Raw genomic sequence first — 18530 nt, forward strand, 5'->3', positions numbered from 1 at the left:
GATCCGGGCCATCGCGGCCCCGGTGATCTGGGCGCGCCACCAGACTTTCCAAGGGGTCGGTTGTGACCGGTGACAAGAGCGTGGGCCGCTTCCTGATCGCCGACGTAGCGGGCCTCGCCGAGACGGTCACCCGGCGCATCGCGGACGACCTGCCCGTCTACGGCCGCCTGCCCGCGGAGGAACTGCACGGCGACGTACGCGCCATCGTCGGCATGACGATCCGCGCCTTCGCCGACGTACTGCGTACGGAACGCATGCCGCCCCCGGAGTTCCTGGAGACGGTGCGCAGTTCGGCGGCACGGCGTGCGGAGGAACGCCTCCCCGTGGACGCGGTCGTCAGCGCCTATCACTACGGGGCCCGCATCTGCGTCGAGGAACTCTCGGCGACGGTCGAACCGCACGACATGCTCGAAGCGCACCGCCTGCTGCTCGACTGCCTGCGGGAGATCACGGCCGCCGTCACCTCGGGATACGTGGAGGAGAGCCAGTCCCTGATAGGGGAGCGCGACGCGGCACGGCACACGGCGCTGTCCGCGCTGCTCGACGGCGCGGGCTCCGGGCTCGACCCCACCCACCTGGGGACACGCCTCCCGCCGTGCTACCTGGTGCTCGCCTTCACCATCGGCCGCCACCCCGACGAGGACCGCGAGGACGTCGACGCCACCGTGGCATCGCGGCGCAAGATCAGGCGCCTGCGTACGGAGTTGGACCGCGCGCTCGGCCACCCTGTCCTCTCCCGCCTGTCCGCGGAGGAGGGCCTGGCCCTGATCCCGTCCGACATCGCGCCGGACCGGGCGCCCGACACCGAGCGGGCACGTCTCGAAAAGCTGACGGCGGCCCTCATCACCGTCAGCGGGGTGCCCCTGACCGCGGGCGTCGCCGCGAGCACCCCGGCCGGCGTCCCGCACGCCGTACGCCTCGCCACGGAACTGCGCGACACCGCGACCGGCACCGGACGGCCGCCGGGCGTCTACCCCCTGACGGCGCTGCTCCTCGACTACCAGCTCACCCGCGCGAGCCCCGCCCGCGCCCACCTGGCAGCGCTCCTGTCCCCCCTGGCGGACGGCCCGGACCTGCCGGTGACCCTGCGGACGTACTTCGCGTCGAACCTGGACCGCCGAGAGACGGCGGCCCGCCTGCACGTCCACCCCAACACCGTCGACTACCGCCTGCGCCGCATCGCCACCCTCACGGGCCTCGACCTCGCCGCCCACACGGATCTGCTGACGCTGCGGGCGGCACTGAGCGCGTACGACGCGGTGGGGGAGATGTGATGTGAGACGGAGAACGTGAAACGGGCCGAGAAACGTGAAACGGGCCGAGAAACGTCGAAGGGCCCCACCGCGAACGGTGGGGCCCTGCAACGTTAGTGCCCGGTGAGGCACTGGCGGAGGATACGAGATTCGAACTCGTGAGGGGTTGCCCCCAACACGCTTTCCAAGCGTGCGCCCTAGGCCACTAGGCGAATCCTCCGCCGCAAACAATACAAGACGTTGAGGAGTGCTCGCGAACACGATCCGCCTCCGGACCCAAGATCGCTCGCGAGATCGTCCCGGGGGTGGTTCCGGGGCCGGGCCGACGTGGCTTCCGGGCCGGAGGATCCGCTAGGGTGGGCGTCAGCCCCTCACGTGGCGCTATCTGACTGAACTCCCCCAGGGCCGGAAGGCAGCAAGGGTAGGTTGGCTCTGGCGGGTGCGTGGGGGGCGCTTTGCGTTCGCGGTACGTGTTGTCAGTGGGCGCCTATAACCTCGTATGTGTGTCGTCTCTCGCGTTGTACCGCCGCTATCGCCCGGAGTCGTTCGCCGAGGTCATCGGGCAGGAGCATGTAACCGACCCGCTGCAGCAGGCGCTGCGCAACAACCGGGTCAATCACGCCTACCTGTTCAGTGGTCCGCGCGGCTGCGGCAAGACGACCAGCGCGCGCATCCTGGCCCGCTGTCTCAACTGTGAGCAAGGTCCCACTCCGACGCCCTGCGGCGAGTGCCAGTCCTGCCAGGACCTGGCGAGGAACGGGCCGGGTTCGATCGACGTCATCGAGATCGACGCCGCTTCGCACGGAGGCGTGGACGACGCCCGTGACCTGCGCGAGAAGGCCTTCTTCGGCCCCGCGAGCAGTCGGTACAAGATCTACATCATCGACGAGGCCCACATGGTCACCCCGGCGGGCTTCAACGCCCTGCTGAAGGTGGTCGAGGAGCCGCCGGAGCACCTCAAGTTCATCTTCGCGACGACGGAGCCCGAGAAGGTCATCGGGACGATCCGCTCGCGTACGCATCACTACCCCTTCCGCCTCGTGCCGCCCGGGACGCTGCGGCAGTACCTGGCCGAGGTGTGCGACCGGGAGCAGATGGCCGTCGAGGAAGGCGTGTTCCCGCTGGTCGTGCGGGCCGGTGCCGGTTCCGTGCGTGACTCGATGTCCGTGATGGACCAGCTCCTCGCGTCCGCGGCCACGGACGGTGTGACGTATGCCATGGCGACGTCCCTCCTCGGGTACACGGACGGGACGTTGCTCGACTCCGTGATCGAGGCCTTCGCCTCCGGGGACGGCGCCGCCGCGTTCGAGATCGTCGACAGCGTCATCGAGGGCGGCAACGACCCGCGGCGCTTCGTCGCCGACCTCCTGGAGCGGCTGCGGGACCTGGTGATCCTCGCCGCGGTGCCGGACGCGGCCGAGAAGGGGCTCATCGACGCCCCGTCGGACGTCGTGGAGCGGATGCAGGCGCAGGCGGGCGTCTTCGGTGGCGCCGAGCTCAGCCGCGCGGCCGACCTCGTGAACGAAGGCCTCACGGAGATGCGGGGGGCGACGTCGCCCCGGCTTCAGCTCGAGCTGATCTGCGCGCGCGTGCTGCTTCCCGCCGCGTACGACGACGAGCGCTCGCTCATGGCCCGCCTCGACCGGCTTGAGCGTGGCGGCAACTTCATGGCGGGCGGCCAGGGGGGCCAGGGCGGTCAGGGCGGTCAGGGTGGCGGGCCTGGTCCTGCCATGGCGTACGTTCCCGGGCCCGACGCCCATGCGGGTGCGCAGCCGCAGGTTCCGCCGGGGGGCGGGGTCGCGGCGGCTCGGGCGGCTGTGCGGGGCGGGGGGCCGGTGGGTGAGGGTGAGGCTCCGGCGGCTGCACCGGCTGCCGGACAGGCCGCTGCTCCGGCCGCACCGCCGGTGCAGGCTGCTCCGGCTCCTACTCCTACTCCTGTCCCCGAGGCTCCGGCGGCCCCTGCCGCCCCCGCCGCCGCGCCGTCCGGTGAGCGGCGTCCCGGTGGGTGGCCCACGGCTTCGGCGCCGGGGAGTGGACCGGCGGCGCAGGCCGCCCCCGCCGCTGCCGCGCCTCCGGAGGCCCCTCGCCCCGGCGGCTGGCCCACGGCCGCGTCCGCGGGCAACGCCGCCCCGGCCCCGCAGCAGCAGCCCGCGCAGGCAGCTCTCGCTCCGGCGGCAGCTTCCGCCCCGGCTCCGGCCGTGGCCGCGGGAGGCGGGCCCGACCCGCGCACCCTGTGGCCGAACATTCTCGACGCGGTGAAGGGCCGCCGCCGCTTCACCTGGATCCTGCTGAGCCAGAACGCCCAGGTGGCGGGCTTCGACGGGACGACACTGCAGATCGGCTTCGTCAACGCGGGGGCGCGGGACAACTTCGCCAGCAGCGGCAGCGAGGACGTGCTGCGCCAAGCGCTGTCCGAGCAGTTCGGGGTGCAGTGGAAGGTCGAGGCGATCGTCGACCCCTCGGGCGGCTCGGCGCCGCCGCCCGCTGCGGGCAACTTCGGCGGCAGCGCACCGCCTCCGCCGTCCCGCCAGGCCCCGCAGCAGCACCAGCACCAGCAACAGCAGCAGTCGCCGACCCCGGCACCGGCGCCGAGCTCGACTCCCGCCCCCGCCGCGGCCCCGGCTCCAGCACCGGCCCCCGAACGCCCTGCCCGGGACCACGTCTCCCCGGAGGACGACACCTGGGCGGACGACGACCCCGACCTGGTCGAGTCGGCCCTGTCCGGCCACGACCTGATCGTCCGGGAGCTGGGCGCGACGATCGTCGAGGAATACAACAACGAACCGTGACAGGGGCGGCCGACCCCGGGCCGGCCTCCCCGTGCTTGGAGGAACGCACAACCGTCGGGGCCCCGCTCCCGTACGAACGCACCGTCCCGCGCCAGCTAGGCTGACGCCCGTGAAGGTCCTCGTCATCGGCAGTGGTGCCCGCGAACACGCCCTGTGCCGCTCTCTGTCCCTCGACCCCGACGTCTCCGCCCTGTACTGCGCCCCCGGCAACGCCGGCATCGCGGACGTGGCCGAGCTGCACCCGGTCGACGCCCTCGACGGCAGCGCGGTGGCCGCCCTCGCCACCACCCTCGGCGCAGGTCTGGTGATCGTGGGCCCGGAGGCGCCCCTGGTCGCCGGAGTCGCCGATGCCGTACGCGACGCGGGAATCCCCTGCTTCGGGCCCTCCGAGGAGGCCGCCCAGCTGGAGGGTTCCAAGGCCTTCGCCAAGGACGTGATGGCAGGCGCCCAGGTGCCCACCGCGCGCTCCTACGTCTGCACGACCGCCGAAGAGATCGATGAGGCCCTCGACGCCTTCGGAGCGCCCTACGTCGTCAAGGACGACGGGCTCGCGGCCGGCAAGGGCGTCGTCGTGACGGACGACGTCGAGGCCGCCCGCACCCACGCCCTCGCCTGCGACCGCGTCGTCATCGAGGAGTTCCTCGACGGCCCCGAGGTCTCGCTCTTCGCCATCACGGACGGCGTCACCGTCGTACCGCTCCAGCCCGCGCAGGACTTCAAGCGCGCGCTGGACGGCGACGAAGGGCCGAACACCGGCGGCATGGGCGCCTACTCGCCCCTGCCCTGGGCCGACCCGAAGCTGGTCGACGAGGTCATGCAGAGCGTGCTCCAGCCGACCGTCGACGAGCTGCGGCGCCGCGGGACGCCCTTCTCGGGGCTGCTCTACGCGGGCCTGGCGATCACCAGTCGCGGCGTACGCGTCATCGAGTTCAACGCCCGCTTCGGCGACCCCGAGACGCAGGTCGTCCTCGCCCGCCTGAAGACCCCGCTCGCCGGAGTCCTGCTGGCCGCCGCGAACGGCACCCTCGTCGACCTGCCCCCGCTGCGGTGGAACGACGAGGCCGCGGTGACCGTGGTCATCGCCTCGCACAACTATCCGGAGACGCCGCGCACCGGCGACCCCATCGAGGGACTGGACGATGTCGCGGCACAGGATGCCCCGGACGCGTACGTCCTGCACGCGGGGACGAAGCGCGACGGCGACGCCGTGGTCAGCGCGGGCGGCCGTGTGCTCTCCGTGACGGCCGTCGGCACGGATCTGACGGCGGCGCGCGAGCGCGCGTACGCGGCGCTGTCTCGTATCCGCCTCGACGGCTCCCAGCACCGCACGGACATCGCGGCGAAGGCGGCGTCGGAGGCCTGAGCAGGTCCCGACCAGCTTCTGACCAGCTCCTGACCAGGAAGTGCTCAGAAGCCGACCTGAAGTCGCCCGCGCGGCGCCCCGAACGGCTCACAGGCCCCGGATCCGGCACTGGATCCGGGGCCTGACCGTCTTGCAACCGTCATATACCTCTACCCAAAGCCATTCGATCGAGTGACCGCTGGCCCATCCGGCTGACGATGCCCGGCGCCCCAACTAGGGTGCGGCGCAAGCGGTTCAGGTGCCCAGAGCCAAACAGACCACCGGCATTGCGATGTCAGTGGCGGGTGCCACAGTGGGGGAGTGAGCAAATCCATCGGCGGCTGCCGTCCGCCCGCGACCCCGGCCCATGGCCGGGCAGCAGGCGGCGCAGGCAGCAGGGGGTGACATCGGTCGTGTCAGGTACGGGTGTGGAAGTGGGCGTGCAGTCCGCACGTTCCCAGGCGCTCGCCGTGCTGCGCATCCGCAGCAGGGCGGTCGCCGTCGCACTGCTGCCCGCGGCCGTCGCCGTCGTGCTGATGGCGGGCGGGGCCACGGGCCATCTCACCGGCGGGAGTTGGGACGTCGCGCGCGTCGTCGTGACGGTCGTCGCCGCCCTCGTGCTGCTCGCCGCCGTGGGCATCGCGCTCGTGGTCGCGCGCTCCAGGCCCGCCGTCAGCCCGACCGTCCCGATCGCCGAGAGCTCCGCCCCCGATCTGTATCGCCTGGTGCGGGACCTCGCCGACCGCCTCGACGTGCCGGCGCCCTCGGCGATAGCGCTCACCCCGGACTGTGACAGCTGGCTGGAGGACCGCACGCATCCCGCGCACGGCCCGCCCGCGGAGGGCACATCCCAGGCTCCGGCGGAGGGCAATGGCGTACGGGACGGCCGCCCCGCCCCGCGCCGTCAGGCCCCGGTGGCTCCGGTGCTCGTCATCGGCTCCCCGTTCCTGTGGTGGATGCGGGTCGGCGAGCTCCGCGCGGTGCTCGCCCCGGTCGTGGCGGGCACAGGTCCCTCGGCGCATCCCGACATAGCCGCGGCCCGGCGGTTCATCCGCGGGCTCGACGCCGCGGTCGCGGTCACCTCCGCACCGGGGCGCGGTCCGCTCGTGCGCACGGTCCTCGGCGGCGCGGGCTGGGTGACGCGGCTCCTCCTGCGCAGCTGCCGCGGGCATGCCGGTGAGATGGAGCGCGGGGTCGCGGCAGCCGCCGCCGAGCGCGCCCAGGCCGTGGACTACGGAGTGCGGATCGTCGCCCAGGAGCAGGTGGGCCTTGCGTACGCCGGGTGGGACCGGCTCCTGACCAAGGTCGCGCTGCCCGCGTGGCGGATGGGCCGCTGGCCGTCGCGGCTCGACGCGGGCGTCGTCTCCGCCCTCACCGAGCTCTCCCGCAGGGACCGCCTGGCCGAGGGCTTCACGTCCCGCCTGGGCGAGCGCCCCGCCTGTGACCTCCTGGAGGAGCCGGGCTCGGTGGACGAGGCGGCTTCGCTGCTCGCCGCCCGCCTCTTCCACGGCGGCCCCGCCGAGCAGAGCCCGGACTGGGCGCCGGTGGCGTGGCAGGAGTATCCGGACGAGGTCGTCGACCGCAAGTGGCGCATGGACGCCGCCCGCCTCCACCGCGTCCTGGACTCCCTGGGCGTCAGCCACCGCGCCGACAGCGCGGCACCCGGCTCCAAGGGGCCGACGCTCGGCCGCGTACTGGACCACCTGACGGCGGAGAGTGACGGAGCGGCCCGCGCCGGGCACACCGAAGCCGAGGCCGAAGCGGTGGCCGAAGCCGAGGAGATTCTCTACGGCGAGGAGCCGCTCGCGCCCACCGAGGAGCAGCTCGCGCACAGCGATGAGCAGCCCTCGTACGGCGAGGAGCCGCTCGCGTACGGCGAAGACCCCCTGGACCCCGAGGAGTCCACCGACGGCCCCGGCGGACTCCTGGCCGCGGGCCTCAGCGCGGAGATCGCCCGCGAGGAGGCCGCCGCCCCGCCCCGCCCCGCGCCCACGGGACAGGGCCCGGACGACGCGCTCTGGGACGACGGCATGCTGCCCCTTTTCCCGCTCCAGCCACCGCGTACGGGAAGGGAGTTGCTGGCGGACCACGTCACGGCCCTGGTCTGCTGCGCCGCCGTGGACACGGCGGACGCGGCCCCCGGCCTCGACTGGCTCGACGGCCCGTCCCTCCTGATCGACGGCGAGCGCGCGGCGGACCTGACACCGCACGTCCGCAGCCTCGTGGAGGACGGCGACCCCATCCCGCTGCGCGGCTGGCTGGCCCGCCTGGGCGTCCGCCCGGAGAAGCCGGTCCGGCTGGTCTGAGCCGCCCCGGCCACACCCCCTCGCCCCCAACTCCCCGGAACGCTCCCTTCCGTTCTCGTCGATTAGCGACGAACGGTGACGGAGTGCGTGCGTAATGTGATGTGCTGGGATCGACCGCCGGTACGGACATGTCTGCAGCACCACACGGGGACAGAGCGCAGAGCACTTTCGGGGGAGTCGCGAGGGAGGGGTACACACATGGGGTCGGAGCAGATCCGCAGGTGGGAATCGGGCGCCCTGGCGCACGCCGTGACCGACCCCTTCGGGCAAGGGCCGCTGCCCTGGCTCCGAGGCGCCGAGCACTACTTCGACGACACGGGCCACGTCGTCCCCTGGTACGTCGACCACGCCCCGGCCCCCGGCGCGCAGAACATCCCCGCGCCCCGCAACCGCACCCGTACGAACGGCCCGCGCACCGCCGACGACGTGCACGGACAGATCAAGGGCTTCGCCTCCACCGGCGCCGCGGCCCCCGGCGAGGCGATCGACTTCCACGTGACGGTGGACCCGCCCCAGCAGTTCAGCGTCGACATCTACCGCATCGGGCACTACGGCGGGGACGGCGCCAGCAAGATCAGCACCAGCCCCCGCCTCTCCGGCATCGTCCAGCCGCCCCCGCTCACCGCCGACCGCACGGTCTCCTGCCACCACTGGTGGCTCTCCTGGCGGCTGCAGATCCCGAGTTACTGGAGCGTCGGGGCGTACGTGGCGGTGCTCACCACGTTCGACGGATACCGCTCGCACGTGCCGTTCACGGTCCGTGACGACCACCGCGCCGATCTGCTCCTGCTCCTGCCGGACATCACCTGGCAGGCGTACAACCTCTACCCCGAGGACGGCCGCACGGGCGCCAGCCTCTACCACGCGTGGGACGAGACCGGCCGGCTCCTGGGCGAGAGCGAGGCCGCCCACACGGTCTCCTTCGACCGTCCGTACGCGGGCGCGGGCCTGCCCCTGCACGTCGGCCACGCCTACGACTTCATCCGCTGGGCCGAGCGGTACGGCTACGACGTCGCGTACGCCGACACCCGCGACCTGCACGCGGGCCGCATCGATCCGACCCGCTACCGGGGCCTGGTCTTCCCGGGCCACGACGAGTACTGGTCGGCGAACATGCGCCGCACCACGGAGCAGGCCCGCGAGCACGGCACGTCCCTCGTCTTCCTCTCCGCCAACACCATGTACTGGCAAGTGGAGTTGGGCCCTTCGCCGTCCGGCGTCGAGGACCGCCTCCTGACCTGCCGCAAGCGGGGCGGCCCCGGCAGGCCGACCCTCTGGCGGGAGCAGGACAAGGCCGAACAGCAGCTCCTCGGCATCCAGTACGCGGGCCGGGTCCCCGAGCCCGCACCCCTCGTCGTGCGCAACGCCGACCACTGGCTGTGGGAGGCGACCGGCGCGCACGAAGGGGACGAGATCGAGGGCCTGGTCGCGGGCGAGGCCGACCGCTACTTCCCGCGCACCGCGCTCCCGGAGCACGAGGGCCGCATCCTGCTCGCCCACTCTCCGTACGAGGACTCGGACGGCGCCGTGCGCCACCAGGAGTCGTCCCTGTACCGCGCCCCGTCCGGCGCCCTGGTCTTCGCCTCGGGCACCTTCGCCTGGTCCCCGGCGCTCGACCGCCCCGGCCATGTGGACACCCGCGTCCAGCGGGCCACGGCCAACCTCCTGGACCGCATCTGCAAACGGGACTGACGCTCACCGGCATCCCCCTGGCCGCGAGCCCTCTCCCCATGCGGGAGAATCAGCAGCATTCAGTCAGAACCACGGGGAGGAACCGTGTCCGGATTCGTAGAAAAGCCCGAGCCGCTTCAGGTGCCGGGCCTGGTGCATGTGCACACCGGCAAGGTGCGCGACCTGTACCGGAACGAGGCGGGCGACCTCGTGATGGTCGCGAGCGACCGCATGTCCGCCTACGACTGGGTGCTGCCCACGGAGATCCCTGACAAGGGCAGGGTCCTCACGCAGCTCTCCCTGTGGTGGTTCGACCAGCTCGCCGACCTCGTGCCCAACCACGTCATCTCCACCGACGTCCCGGCCGGCGCCCCCGCCGACTGGGAGGGCCGCACCACGGTCTGCAAGGCCCTGGAGATGGTCCCGGTCGAGTGCGTCGCCCGCGGCTACCTGACGGGCTCCGGCCTGGTCGAGTACAACGAATCGCGCACCGTCTGCGGCCTCGCGCTGCCCGACGGCCTGAGCGACGGCTCGGAGCTGCCCGCACCGATCTTCACGCCGGCCACGAAGGCGGCGGTCGGCGAGCACGACGAGAACGTGAGCTACGAGGAAGTGGCCCGCCAGGTGGGCGCGGAGACGGCGGCCCAACTGCGCCAGGCGACCCTCGCGGTCTACGGCCGGGCACGTGACATCGCCCGCGACCGTGGCGTGATCCTCGCCGACACGAAGTTCGAGTTCGGCTTCGACGGCGAGGATCTCGTGATCGCCGACGAGGTCCTGACCCCGGACTCGTCCCGCTTCTGGCCGGCGGACAGCTGGCAGCCGGGCCGCGCGCAGCCGTCGTTCGACAAGCAGTTCGTCCGCGACTGGCTGACCTCGCCGGTCTCCGGCTGGGACCGCAAGAGCGAGCAGCCGCCGCCCCCGCTCCCGCAGGACGTGGTGGACGCCACCCGCGCCAAGTACATCGAGGCGTACGAGCGCCTGACGGGCATGTCCTGGTAGCGGCTGACCCGTAGCGTCAGACGAAAGAACCCCGGTGCCGAGAGGCACCGGGGTTCTTCATGTGGAGCGGACGACCAGGTTCGAACTGGCGACCTCAACCTTGGCAAGGTTGCGCTCTACCAACTGAGCTACGTCCGCGCTGCGCCGAAGCGCGAGGACAACTATACCCAACCTCGCTCGCGTGCGAGACGCACCGCGGCATGACGGTTCTCCGCCCCGGTCTTCGTGACGGCCGACGAGAGGTAGTTGCGGACGGTCCCCTGGGACAGCGCGGCCCGTTCGGCGATCTCCGCGACGGGCGCGCCGTCGGCGGCCAGTTCGAGTACTTCGGCCTCGCGGGCGGTCAGCGGGGAGTCCCCGGCGGAGATCGCGTCGGCGGCCAACTCCGGGTCCACGTAGCGGTTACCGGCGTGAACGGTGCGGATGATCTCGGCGAGGCGCTGCGCGCTCACGGTCTTCGGCACGAAGCCCCGCACCCCCACCGCGAGCGCCCGTTTGAGATGCCCCGGTCTGCCATGACTCGTCACGATCATGGTGCGGCACTGCGGTAGTTCGTCCCGCAGGGATGTGGCCACCATCACACCGTCGGCGCCCGGCATCTCCAGGTCCAGCACGGCCACATCGGGCCGGTGCGCCCGCGCCATGGCGAGCGCCTCGGGTCCTGTGGCCGCCTCGGCGACCACGACGAGATCGTCCTCTAGGGCGAGGAGCGCGGCGAGTGCGCCACGGATGAGGTGCTCGTCGTCGGCGAGCAGCACGCGCAGGCTCACGGCGCCACCTCTTCGGGCTCACGTGCCCCCGTGGCCCGCTTCTGCGGGCGAGGCAGCGGCACCTGCGCGGCGAGGCGGAAGCGCCCGCCCCCGGACGCGAACTCCAGCGTCCCGTCCACCATGTCCAACCGCTCCCGGAGCCCGGCGAGGCCGGACCCCGTGCTCTGGGGGACGACGTCGGGCACACCGTCGTTCTCCACGATCAACGTCGTACGGTCATCGGCGATCGCCAAGGTGATGTCGCACCGCTGCGGATCCCCGTGCCGCAGCACATTGGTGGTCGCCTCGCGCACGACCCACCCCAGCGCCGACTGCACCGAGACCGGCAGCCCGGCGGACGACCCGACCACCCGGCAGTCGATCCCCGCAGCCTCCAGAACGCCTTGCGCACCGGCGAGTTCGACCGCGAGGTCGGCCTCCCGATAGCCCCGCACCACTTCCCGTACCTCCCGCTGCGACTCCTGCGCGATCCGCTGCACCTCGACCATCTGATCGACCGCCTCGGGCCGCCCCCGCCTCGCCAACTGCACCGCCAGCTCGCTCTTCAGCGCGATGACGGCGAGGTTGCGCCCCATCACGTCGTGCAGGTCACGCCCGAACCGCAGCCGCTCCTCGGCCACCGCGAGCCGCGCCTCGACCTCGCGGGCCCGGTCGGCCTCCCACATCACGGCGAGCGTCCAGGCACCGCAGCGCGAGGACAGCAGGGCGACCAGGGCGCCGAAGCCGATCACCAGAGCCGTGCCCGCGAGCCGCCCGTCGTGGACGCCGACCGCGGCGAACCCGGCCACCGTCGCGGCGTCGATCACGGCGAACCGGATGAAGTAGGAGCGGACCGGCACGGCGAAGCCCAGCGACTGTCCGTAGGGCATCACCGCGAACATCGTGGCGATGGCGAGCGTCTCCTCCTTGACCCCGCCCACGGCCTGGAGGGCGATCAGGAGGCCCAGCGCCACGACCAGGAGCGCGAACGACACGGCGAGGTCGCGACGCGGTCGCTCCGCGCGTTTGAGGAAGTGGTCGACGGACCGGCGCAGCGTGCGGTTGACGTGGACGCACTGGAGAACGGCCGCCCCGATCAGCGCGCAGCCGAGGACCAGCGGGAGACTCCCGTGCCGCAGGCCTGCGCCGAGCGGCACCGAAGCCCAGCTGAAGAAGAAGATCCACGGCATGACGTGCCACATGACCATGCTCTGGAACTCGACCTTCTCGATCTTGCTCCGCTCATGCCAGCCGCGCTTCAGCCCCCGCACTCGGCCGCCGACCACGTCAGACCCCTTCCTCAGCGCCGCGGTTCCCAGCGGAACCATCGCCGTACAGCAAACACCGAGACCACGGTCCAGGCCACCGCGAGGGTGGTGGCGCCGAGCACTTCGGATGCCGAGAGGTTCCCGGTCCAGCCGCCCCGCACCAGCTCGATCACCGGCGAGAGCGGAAGGAGTTCGCAGACCGAGGCCAGCTTGTCGGGCATGACCTCGAAGGGGATGAACAGCCCGGATCCGAACATCGAGCCGAACGCCAGCGGCATGGCCATGACCTGTGCGGACTCCACGGACCTGCTGAAACTCGCGGTCACCGCGCCGAGGGCGCTGAACATCACCAGGCCGAGGAGTACTCCGATGACGGCGAGGTGCGGCGCGCTCGGCGCCCCCGCGTCGAGCAGGACGACACAGCCGATCGACAGGACGACGGCCTGGACCACGCCGATGGCGACCGAGGGCAGCGCGGCCCCGGCAAGGATCTCGGGGTCCCGCAGCTCACCGGTGCGCAGCCGCTTGAGCACCAGTTCCTCGCGACGGGCCGCGTAGACGGTGGTCAGCGCCGAGTACACGGCGAAGAGCAGCGAGAAGCCGATGGCGCCGGGCACCACCACGGACCCGACCGAGAGGCCGGTGCCCTTGAGGTCCATGCCGTCCGCGACCTGGTGCAGGCTGAACGGCATCACGACCGGCACGAAGAGCGCCGCGAACAGCGTGCCCTTGCTGCGGCCGAGCAGCGTCAGCTCGGCCCGCGCGAGTGCGGCCATGCGCTTGGCGGGAGTCGTCACCGCTCGCGGGGCCGCCGTCAGGGCGCTCATGCCACCGTCTCCTTTTCCGCGGTGTCGGCCGCGCTCTCGGCATCCCGCGCGATCCGCAGGAACGCCTCCTCCAGCGAAGCCGCCCGCACGTCGAGCCGGCCCAGCGAGACATCGGCGTCCCGCGCCCACAGCAGCAGCCCCGTCGCCGCCCGCTGCAATTCATGCGTACGCAGCCTGACCCGGCCGCCGACCACCTCGTGCTCGCTCACCCCGAGCTCGCCCAGCGGCGGCAGATCCCCGACGAAGTACCCGGTGGGCAGTTCGAAGGAGACCTGTGAGGGCTGTTCGGCCACCACGTCGGCGATCGATCCCTCGGCGGCGATCCGTCCCTCGTGCATGATCGCGAGCCGGTCGGCGAGGCTCTCGGCCTCTTCGAGGTAGTGCGTGGTGAGCAGCACGGTCGTGCCGTTGTCGCGCAGGGCCCGCACCAACTCCCACGTCTCGCGGCGCCCTTCGGCGTCCAGGCCGGTGGTCGGTTCGTCCAGGAACAGGACCTCGGGCTGCCCGATGAGCGCCGTGGCCAGGTCGAGCCTGCGCTTCTCGCCGCCGGACAGCATCTTCACGCGGACGCCGGACCGCTTGCCGAGCCCCACGATCTCCAGGGCCTCGGCGGCAGGCCGGGCCCCGCTGGTGCAGGCCGCCCACATCCGTACGGTCTCCGCGACCGTCAGCTCGGAGGGGAATCCACCCTCCTGGAGCATCACCCCGATCCGGTGGCGCACGGCGCCGCGCTCGGCGTACGGGTCGTGGCCGAGCACCCGCACCCGCCCCCCGGCGGGTGCGGCGAGCCCTTCGAGGAGTTCGACGGTGGAGGTCTTGCCCGCACCGTTCGTTCCGAGCAGCGCGAAGAGCTCACCGCGTCCGACGGAGAACGAGACTCCCCGGACCGCCTCGAAACCGCCCCCGTACACGCGCCGCAGATCGGTCACGTCGATCACTTGGTCAGTCATGACTCAAGCGTCCCCCGGCTCCGGGCGCCCGAGCAGTGCGCGCTGTCACCGGCTCGCATGACAAATGTCAGAAGGCGGTCCGCGGGAGGGAACACACGAAGAAGGCCCCGGTCGCGATGACCGGGGCCTTCTTCTCTGGAGCGAACGACGAGGTTCGAACTCGCGACCTCAACCTTGGCAAGGTTGCGCTCTACCAACTGAGCTACGTTCGCATTGCCTCCGACCAGCTCTCACTGATCGGCGCGAGCACCAGCCTACCGCACTCGAAAGAGTGCCTGACCGGCGGTGCAGAGCGGGTGACAGGAATTGCACACTGCGCCTTCCCCCTGGAAGGGGGATGTTCTACTACTGAACTACACCCGCAAGACTCCGTGAGGTTCGGGCCTTTCGGCCTTGCCCCTCGGCGTGCTCCAGACTTTAGCCGACCTGCGGGGGTGCTGGTCAAGTCGGTTGCCGAGGGGCCCTCCTGGCCGGACGTCGGCCCAGGTCAGTTGGCTGCCTCGAAGGCCTCGTAGACCTTCTTCGGGATGCGGCCGCGCGGCGGCACGTCCATCTGGTGCGAGCGGGCCCAGGCGCGGACGGCCGCCGGGTTCGCGGCCACCGTCGTGTGCTTGAAGACCTTGCCGGACTTCGACTGCTTGCGGGCGGCGTCGAGGTACGGGGCAAGTGCCGTGCGCAGTTTCTTGGCATTGGTTTGATTGAGGTCGATCTCGTACGACTTGCCGTCAAGACCGAAGGCGATCGTCTCCGCCGCATCCCCGCCGTCGATGTCGTCAGAGAGAGTGACTACGACACGCTGCGCCACGAATATCGGTCCCTTCGTGCGGCTCGACCGCGTTGACGTGCGGTGATGCCGACTGTCCGGCTGTTATGGGCACTGTTATGTGCAAAGGATCGGCTAATGCCTTTTCCTTTGTACAGTGCCCGGCATTGCATTGTGAAGCCCGACTAAATCCGCCCGCGTGTCCGGACGCAATGGTGAGGCGTGATCTTTTCCGGGATTTTTCGCGAAGGTGCCCTGTTCGATACACGAGTATGAGCAGGAACGTGACCGTCCTCACGTAGGTTTCTACGAATCTACGCGAGTAGAATTTTTGTGCGGGTAGTCTGAAGGGACCGCTCAGCCAGCACCACAACACCGGGAGTGCCAGTGGCACGCGTCGTAGTCGACGTCATGCTCAAGCCGGAGATCCTCGACCCCCAGGGCCAGGCGGTGCAGCGTGCACTTCCGCGCCTCGGTTTCAAGGGGATCGCCGACGTACGTCAGGGAAAGCGCTTCGAACTCGAGGTGGACGGGCCCGTCGATGACGCTGCCCTCGCCCGTATCCACGAGATGGCGGAAACCTTCCTCGCCAACACCGTGATCGAGGACTTCTTCGTAAAGGTGGAGGAAGAGAAGTGACTGCTCGAATCGGAGTCGTCACTTTCCCCGGAACGCTCGACGACCGCGACACCCAGCGCGCCGTCCGCGTCGCCGGCGCCGAAGCCGTGCCGCTCTGGCACCGGGACAAGGACCTGAAGCAGGTCGACGCCGTGGTGCTTCCCGGCGGATTCTCGTACGGCGACTATCTGCGGGCCGGGGCCATTTCACGGTTTTCGCCCGTCATGGAGTCGGTCATCGAGCAGGCGAAGGCCGGGATGCCGGTTCTCGGTATCTGCAACGGCTTCCAGGTGCTGACCGAGTCGCACCTGCTGCCCGGCGCGATGCTGAAGAACAACCACCTGCACTTCATCTGCCGCGACCAGAAGCTGCGCGTGGAGACGTCCGCCACCGCCTGGACCGCCGATTACACGGCCGGCCAGGAGATCTCCGTACCGCTGAAGAACATCGACGGCCGGTACGTCGCCGATGAGCGGACCCTGGACATGCTGGAGGCCGAGGGGCGGGTCGTCTTCCGCTACTTGGACGTCAATCCCAACGGGTCGCTGCGCGACATCGCCGGTGTCTCGAACGCCGCGGGCAACGTCGTGGGCCTCATGCCGCACCCCGAGCACGCCGTGGAGCCGCTGGTCGGGACCGGTGGCACCGACGGCCTGGGATTCTTCACCTCGATCTTGAAGAAGCTGGTCAACGTCTGATGACTCTGGACACCGTCAAGCACGCCGCAGAGACCCCCGAGGTCAAGCTGCCCTGGGCCGAACTGGGCCTGAAGGAAGACGAGTACGCCCGCGTACGCGAGATCCTGGGCCGCCGTCCCACCGGCGCCGAGCTCGCCATGTACTCCGTCATGTGGTCCGAGCACTGCTCGTACAAGAGCAGCAAGGTCCACCTGCGCCAGTTCGGCGAGAAGGCCCCCGCCAACGACGCGATGCTCGTCGGCATCGGCGAGAACGCCGGTGTCGTGGACGTCGGTCAGGGCTACGCGGTCACCTTCAAGGTCGAGTCGCACAACCACCCCTCGTACGTCGAGCCCTACCAGGGCGCGGCCACCGGTGTCGGCGGCATCGTCCGCGACATCATCGCGATGGGCGCGCGCCCGGTCGCGGTCGTGGACCCGCTGCGGATGGGCGCCGCCGACCACCCCGACACCAGGCGCGTCCTGCCGGGCGTCGTCGCGGGCATCGGCGGCTACGGCAACTGCCTGGGCCTGCCGAACATCGGCGGCGAGCTCGTCTTCGACGCCTGCTACCAGGGCAACCCGCTGGTCAACGCCGGTGCCATCGGCGTCATGCGGCACGAGGACATCCACCTGGCGAAGGCGTCGGGCCCCGGCAACAAGGTCATCCTGTACGGCGCCCGCACGGGCGGCGACGGCATCGGCGGCGCCTCGATCCTGGCGAGCGAGACCTTCGACGACACGAAGCCGTCGAAGCGTCCCGCCGTGCAGGTCGGCGACCCCTTCCAGGAGAAGCTCCTCATCGAGTGCACCCTGGAGGCCTTCGCCGAGAAGCTCGTCGTCGGCATCCAGGACCTGGGCGCCGCCGGACTCTCCTGCGCGACCTCGGAGCTGGCGTCGAACGGCTCCGGCGGCATGCGCGTCGAGCTCGACGACGTACCGCTTCGCGACTCCACGCTCACTCCCGAGGAAATCCTCATGAGTGAGTCGCAGGAGCGCATGTGCGCGGTCGTCGAGCCGGAGAAGGTCGAGCGCTTCCTCGCGATCTGCGAGAAGTGGGACGTCATCGCCACCGTCGTCGGTGAAGTGACGGACGGCGACCGCCTGGAGATCTTCTGGCACGGCGAGAAGATCGTCGACCTCGACCCGCGCACCGTCGCCCACGACGGCCCGGTCTACGAGCGCCCCTACGCGCGCCCGAAGTGGCAGGACGCCCTCCAGGCGGACGACGCCAACAAGCTGGCGCGCCCCGCGGACTCGAAGGAACTGCGCGACCAGGTGCTCGCGGTCGTCGCGTCGCCGAACCAGGCCTCCAAGGCGTGGGTGACGGATCAGTACGACCGCTTCGTGCAGGGCAACACGGTGCTCGCGCAGCCCGAGGACTCCGGCATGGTCCGCATCGACGAGGAGTCCGGCCTCGGTGTCGCCCTCGCCAACGACGGCAACGGCCGCTACTCGAAGCTCGACCCGTACGCGGGTGCGCAGCTCGCCCTCTCGGAGGCGTACCGCAACGTCGCCGCGACCGGCGCACGCCCGCTCGCCGTCTCGGACTGCCTGAACTTCGGTTCGCCCGAGGACCCGGACGTCATGTGGCAGTTCGCCGAGACCACCCGTGGCCTCGCCGACGCCTGCCAGATCCTGGGCACCCCGGTGACCGGCGGCAACGTATCGCTCTACAACCAGACGGGCGAGGCGGCGATCCACCCGACGCCCGTCGTCTCCGTCCTCGGTGTGATCGACGACGTGGCCCGGCGCACGCCGATCGCCTTCGCCGAAGAGGGCCAGCTGCTCTACCTGCTCGGTGACACCACCGAGGAGTTCGGCGGCTCGGCCTGGTCGCAGGTCGTCCACGACCACCTCGGCGGGCTTCCCCCGAAGGTCGACCTGGAGCGGGAGCGGCTGCTCGCCGAGATCCTGATCTCGGGCTCGCGCGACGGCATGATCGACGCGGCGCACGACCTCTCGGACGGTGGCCTCGCGCAGGCCGTCGCCGAGTCCTGCCTCCGTGGCGGGAAGGGCGCGCGCCTGGTCGTCCCGGACGGCCTCGACGCGTTCACGCTCCTGTTCAGCGAGTCGGCGGGCCGCGCGGTCGTGTCCGTCCCCCGCTCCGAGGAGCTGCGCTTCACCGACATGTGCGGGGCGCGCGGCCTGCCCGCGACGCGCATCGGTGTGGTCGACGGCGACGCGGTGGAGCTCCAGGGCGAGTTCACGCTGACGCTCGGCGAGCTCCGCGAGGCGCACGAGGGGACCCTGCCGGGGCTCTTCGCCTGAGCGGCTGGTTCGTACGACGCCGAAGGCCCCGCCCGACTTCAGGTC

At 71.2% G+C, this 18530-nt stretch carries 14 protein-coding genes, 4 tRNA genes and 1 other RNA gene; 10 read left to right on the top strand and 9 right to left on the bottom strand.

Annotation, left to right across the window (positions count from 1 at the left end; all coding sequences use genetic code 11):
* Positions 1-62: 62 nt before the first annotated feature.
* On the top strand, positions 63-1274 hold the full coding sequence (locus ACFUPX_RS30830) for a PucR family transcriptional regulator (RefSeq protein WP_383329959.1): 1212 nt from the start codon (positions 63-65) through the stop codon (positions 1272-1274).
* Positions 1275-1385: 111 nt separating this feature from the next.
* Here the strand turns inward: ACFUPX_RS30830 and ACFUPX_RS30835 are convergent.
* Positions 1386-1473, bottom strand: a tRNA-Ser gene (locus ACFUPX_RS30835).
* A 142-nt stretch (positions 1474-1615) separates the two neighbouring features.
* Here ACFUPX_RS30835 and ffs point away from each other — a divergent pair.
* From ffs to ACFUPX_RS30865, 6 genes are all read left to right on the top strand, one after another.
* Positions 1616-1714: signal recognition particle sRNA small type (gene ffs, locus ACFUPX_RS30840), an RNA gene on the top strand.
* Positions 1715-1756: 42 nt separating this feature from the next.
* The gene (locus ACFUPX_RS30845) at positions 1757-4042 is read left to right on the top strand and encodes a DNA polymerase III subunit gamma and tau (RefSeq protein WP_383329962.1); all 2286 of its coding nucleotides are present in this window, start codon (positions 1757-1759) and stop codon (positions 4040-4042) included.
* 109 nt (positions 4043-4151) lie between these two features.
* A complete protein-coding gene (gene purD / locus ACFUPX_RS30850; protein ID WP_383329965.1) occupies positions 4152-5405 on the top strand; it encodes a phosphoribosylamine--glycine ligase in 1254 nt (417 codons plus the stop codon).
* A 392-nt stretch (positions 5406-5797) separates the two neighbouring features.
* On the top strand, positions 5798-7690 hold the full coding sequence (locus ACFUPX_RS30855; protein WP_383329968.1) for a hypothetical protein: 1893 nt from the start codon (positions 5798-5800) through the stop codon (positions 7688-7690).
* A 198-nt stretch (positions 7691-7888) separates the two neighbouring features.
* A complete protein-coding gene (locus ACFUPX_RS30860; protein WP_383329970.1) occupies positions 7889-9382 on the top strand; it encodes a N,N-dimethylformamidase beta subunit family domain-containing protein in 1494 nt (497 codons plus the stop codon).
* An 84-nt stretch (positions 9383-9466) separates the two neighbouring features.
* On the top strand, positions 9467-10363 hold the full coding sequence (locus ACFUPX_RS30865; RefSeq protein WP_383329973.1) for a phosphoribosylaminoimidazolesuccinocarboxamide synthase: 897 nt from the start codon (positions 9467-9469) through the stop codon (positions 10361-10363).
* Positions 10364-10425: 62 nt separating this feature from the next.
* On the opposite strand, the gene ACFUPX_RS30870 is transcribed toward ACFUPX_RS30865, so the two are convergent.
* The 8 genes from ACFUPX_RS30870 to ACFUPX_RS30905 all read right to left on the bottom strand — a co-directional run bounded on the left by ACFUPX_RS30870 (position 10426) and on the right by ACFUPX_RS30905 (position 14962).
* Positions 10426-10501, bottom strand: a tRNA-Gly gene (locus tag ACFUPX_RS30870).
* Positions 10502-10524: 23 nt separating this feature from the next.
* Positions 10525-11133, bottom strand: a complete 609-nt coding sequence (locus ACFUPX_RS30875) for a response regulator (RefSeq protein ID WP_383329976.1) — start codon at positions 11131-11133, stop codon at positions 10525-10527.
* On the bottom strand, positions 11130-12398 hold the full coding sequence (locus ACFUPX_RS30880; protein WP_383329978.1) for a sensor histidine kinase: 1269 nt from the start codon (positions 12396-12398) through the stop codon (positions 11130-11132). The genes ACFUPX_RS30875 and ACFUPX_RS30880 overlap by 4 nt, the downstream gene beginning before the upstream one ends.
* Positions 12399-12412: 14 nt before the next feature.
* Positions 12413-13207 (bottom strand): ABC transporter permease, encoded by a 795-nt coding sequence (locus ACFUPX_RS30885; protein WP_383329981.1) that lies wholly within the window; start codon positions 13205-13207, stop codon positions 12413-12415.
* Positions 13204-14157 carry an ABC transporter ATP-binding protein gene (locus ACFUPX_RS30890; RefSeq protein WP_383329984.1) on the bottom strand — a complete coding sequence of 318 codons (954 nt, stop codon included), beginning with the start codon at positions 14155-14157 and terminating at the stop codon, positions 13204-13206. The genes ACFUPX_RS30885 and ACFUPX_RS30890 overlap by 4 nt, the downstream gene beginning before the upstream one ends.
* A gap of 136 nt (positions 14158-14293) precedes the next feature.
* Positions 14294-14369 (bottom strand) — tRNA-Gly (locus tag ACFUPX_RS30895).
* Positions 14370-14448: 79 nt separating this feature from the next.
* Positions 14449-14520 (bottom strand) — tRNA-Gly (locus ACFUPX_RS30900).
* Positions 14521-14644: 124 nt separating this feature from the next.
* Positions 14645-14962, bottom strand: coding sequence for an Lsr2 family protein (locus ACFUPX_RS30905; RefSeq protein WP_383329987.1), 318 nt, complete (start codon positions 14960-14962; stop codon positions 14645-14647).
* Between the two features lie 345 nt (positions 14963-15307).
* Between ACFUPX_RS30905 and purS the strand changes: the two genes are divergently transcribed.
* From purS to purL, 3 genes are read left to right on the top strand one after another with little or no spacing between them, the layout of a single operon-like run.
* Complete coding sequence (gene purS, locus ACFUPX_RS30910; RefSeq protein ID WP_135332092.1) at positions 15308-15559, top strand: phosphoribosylformylglycinamidine synthase subunit PurS; 252 nt, start codon at positions 15308-15310, stop codon at positions 15557-15559.
* Positions 15556-16236: a phosphoribosylformylglycinamidine synthase subunit PurQ gene (purQ, locus tag ACFUPX_RS30915; RefSeq protein WP_383329990.1), complete on the top strand. Its 681-nt coding sequence runs from the start codon at positions 15556-15558 to the stop codon at positions 16234-16236. Before purS ends, purQ begins: the two co-directional genes overlap by 4 nt.
* Positions 16236-18485, top strand: coding sequence for a phosphoribosylformylglycinamidine synthase subunit PurL (purL, locus tag ACFUPX_RS30920; protein ID WP_383329993.1), 2250 nt, complete (start codon positions 16236-16238; stop codon positions 18483-18485). The genes purQ and purL overlap by 1 nt, the downstream gene beginning before the upstream one ends.
* Positions 18486-18530 lie beyond the last annotated feature (45 nt).

The organism is Streptomyces sp. NPDC057302, assembly GCF_042667685.1.
Lineage (GTDB): Bacteria > Actinomycetota > Actinomycetes > Streptomycetales > Streptomycetaceae > Streptomyces.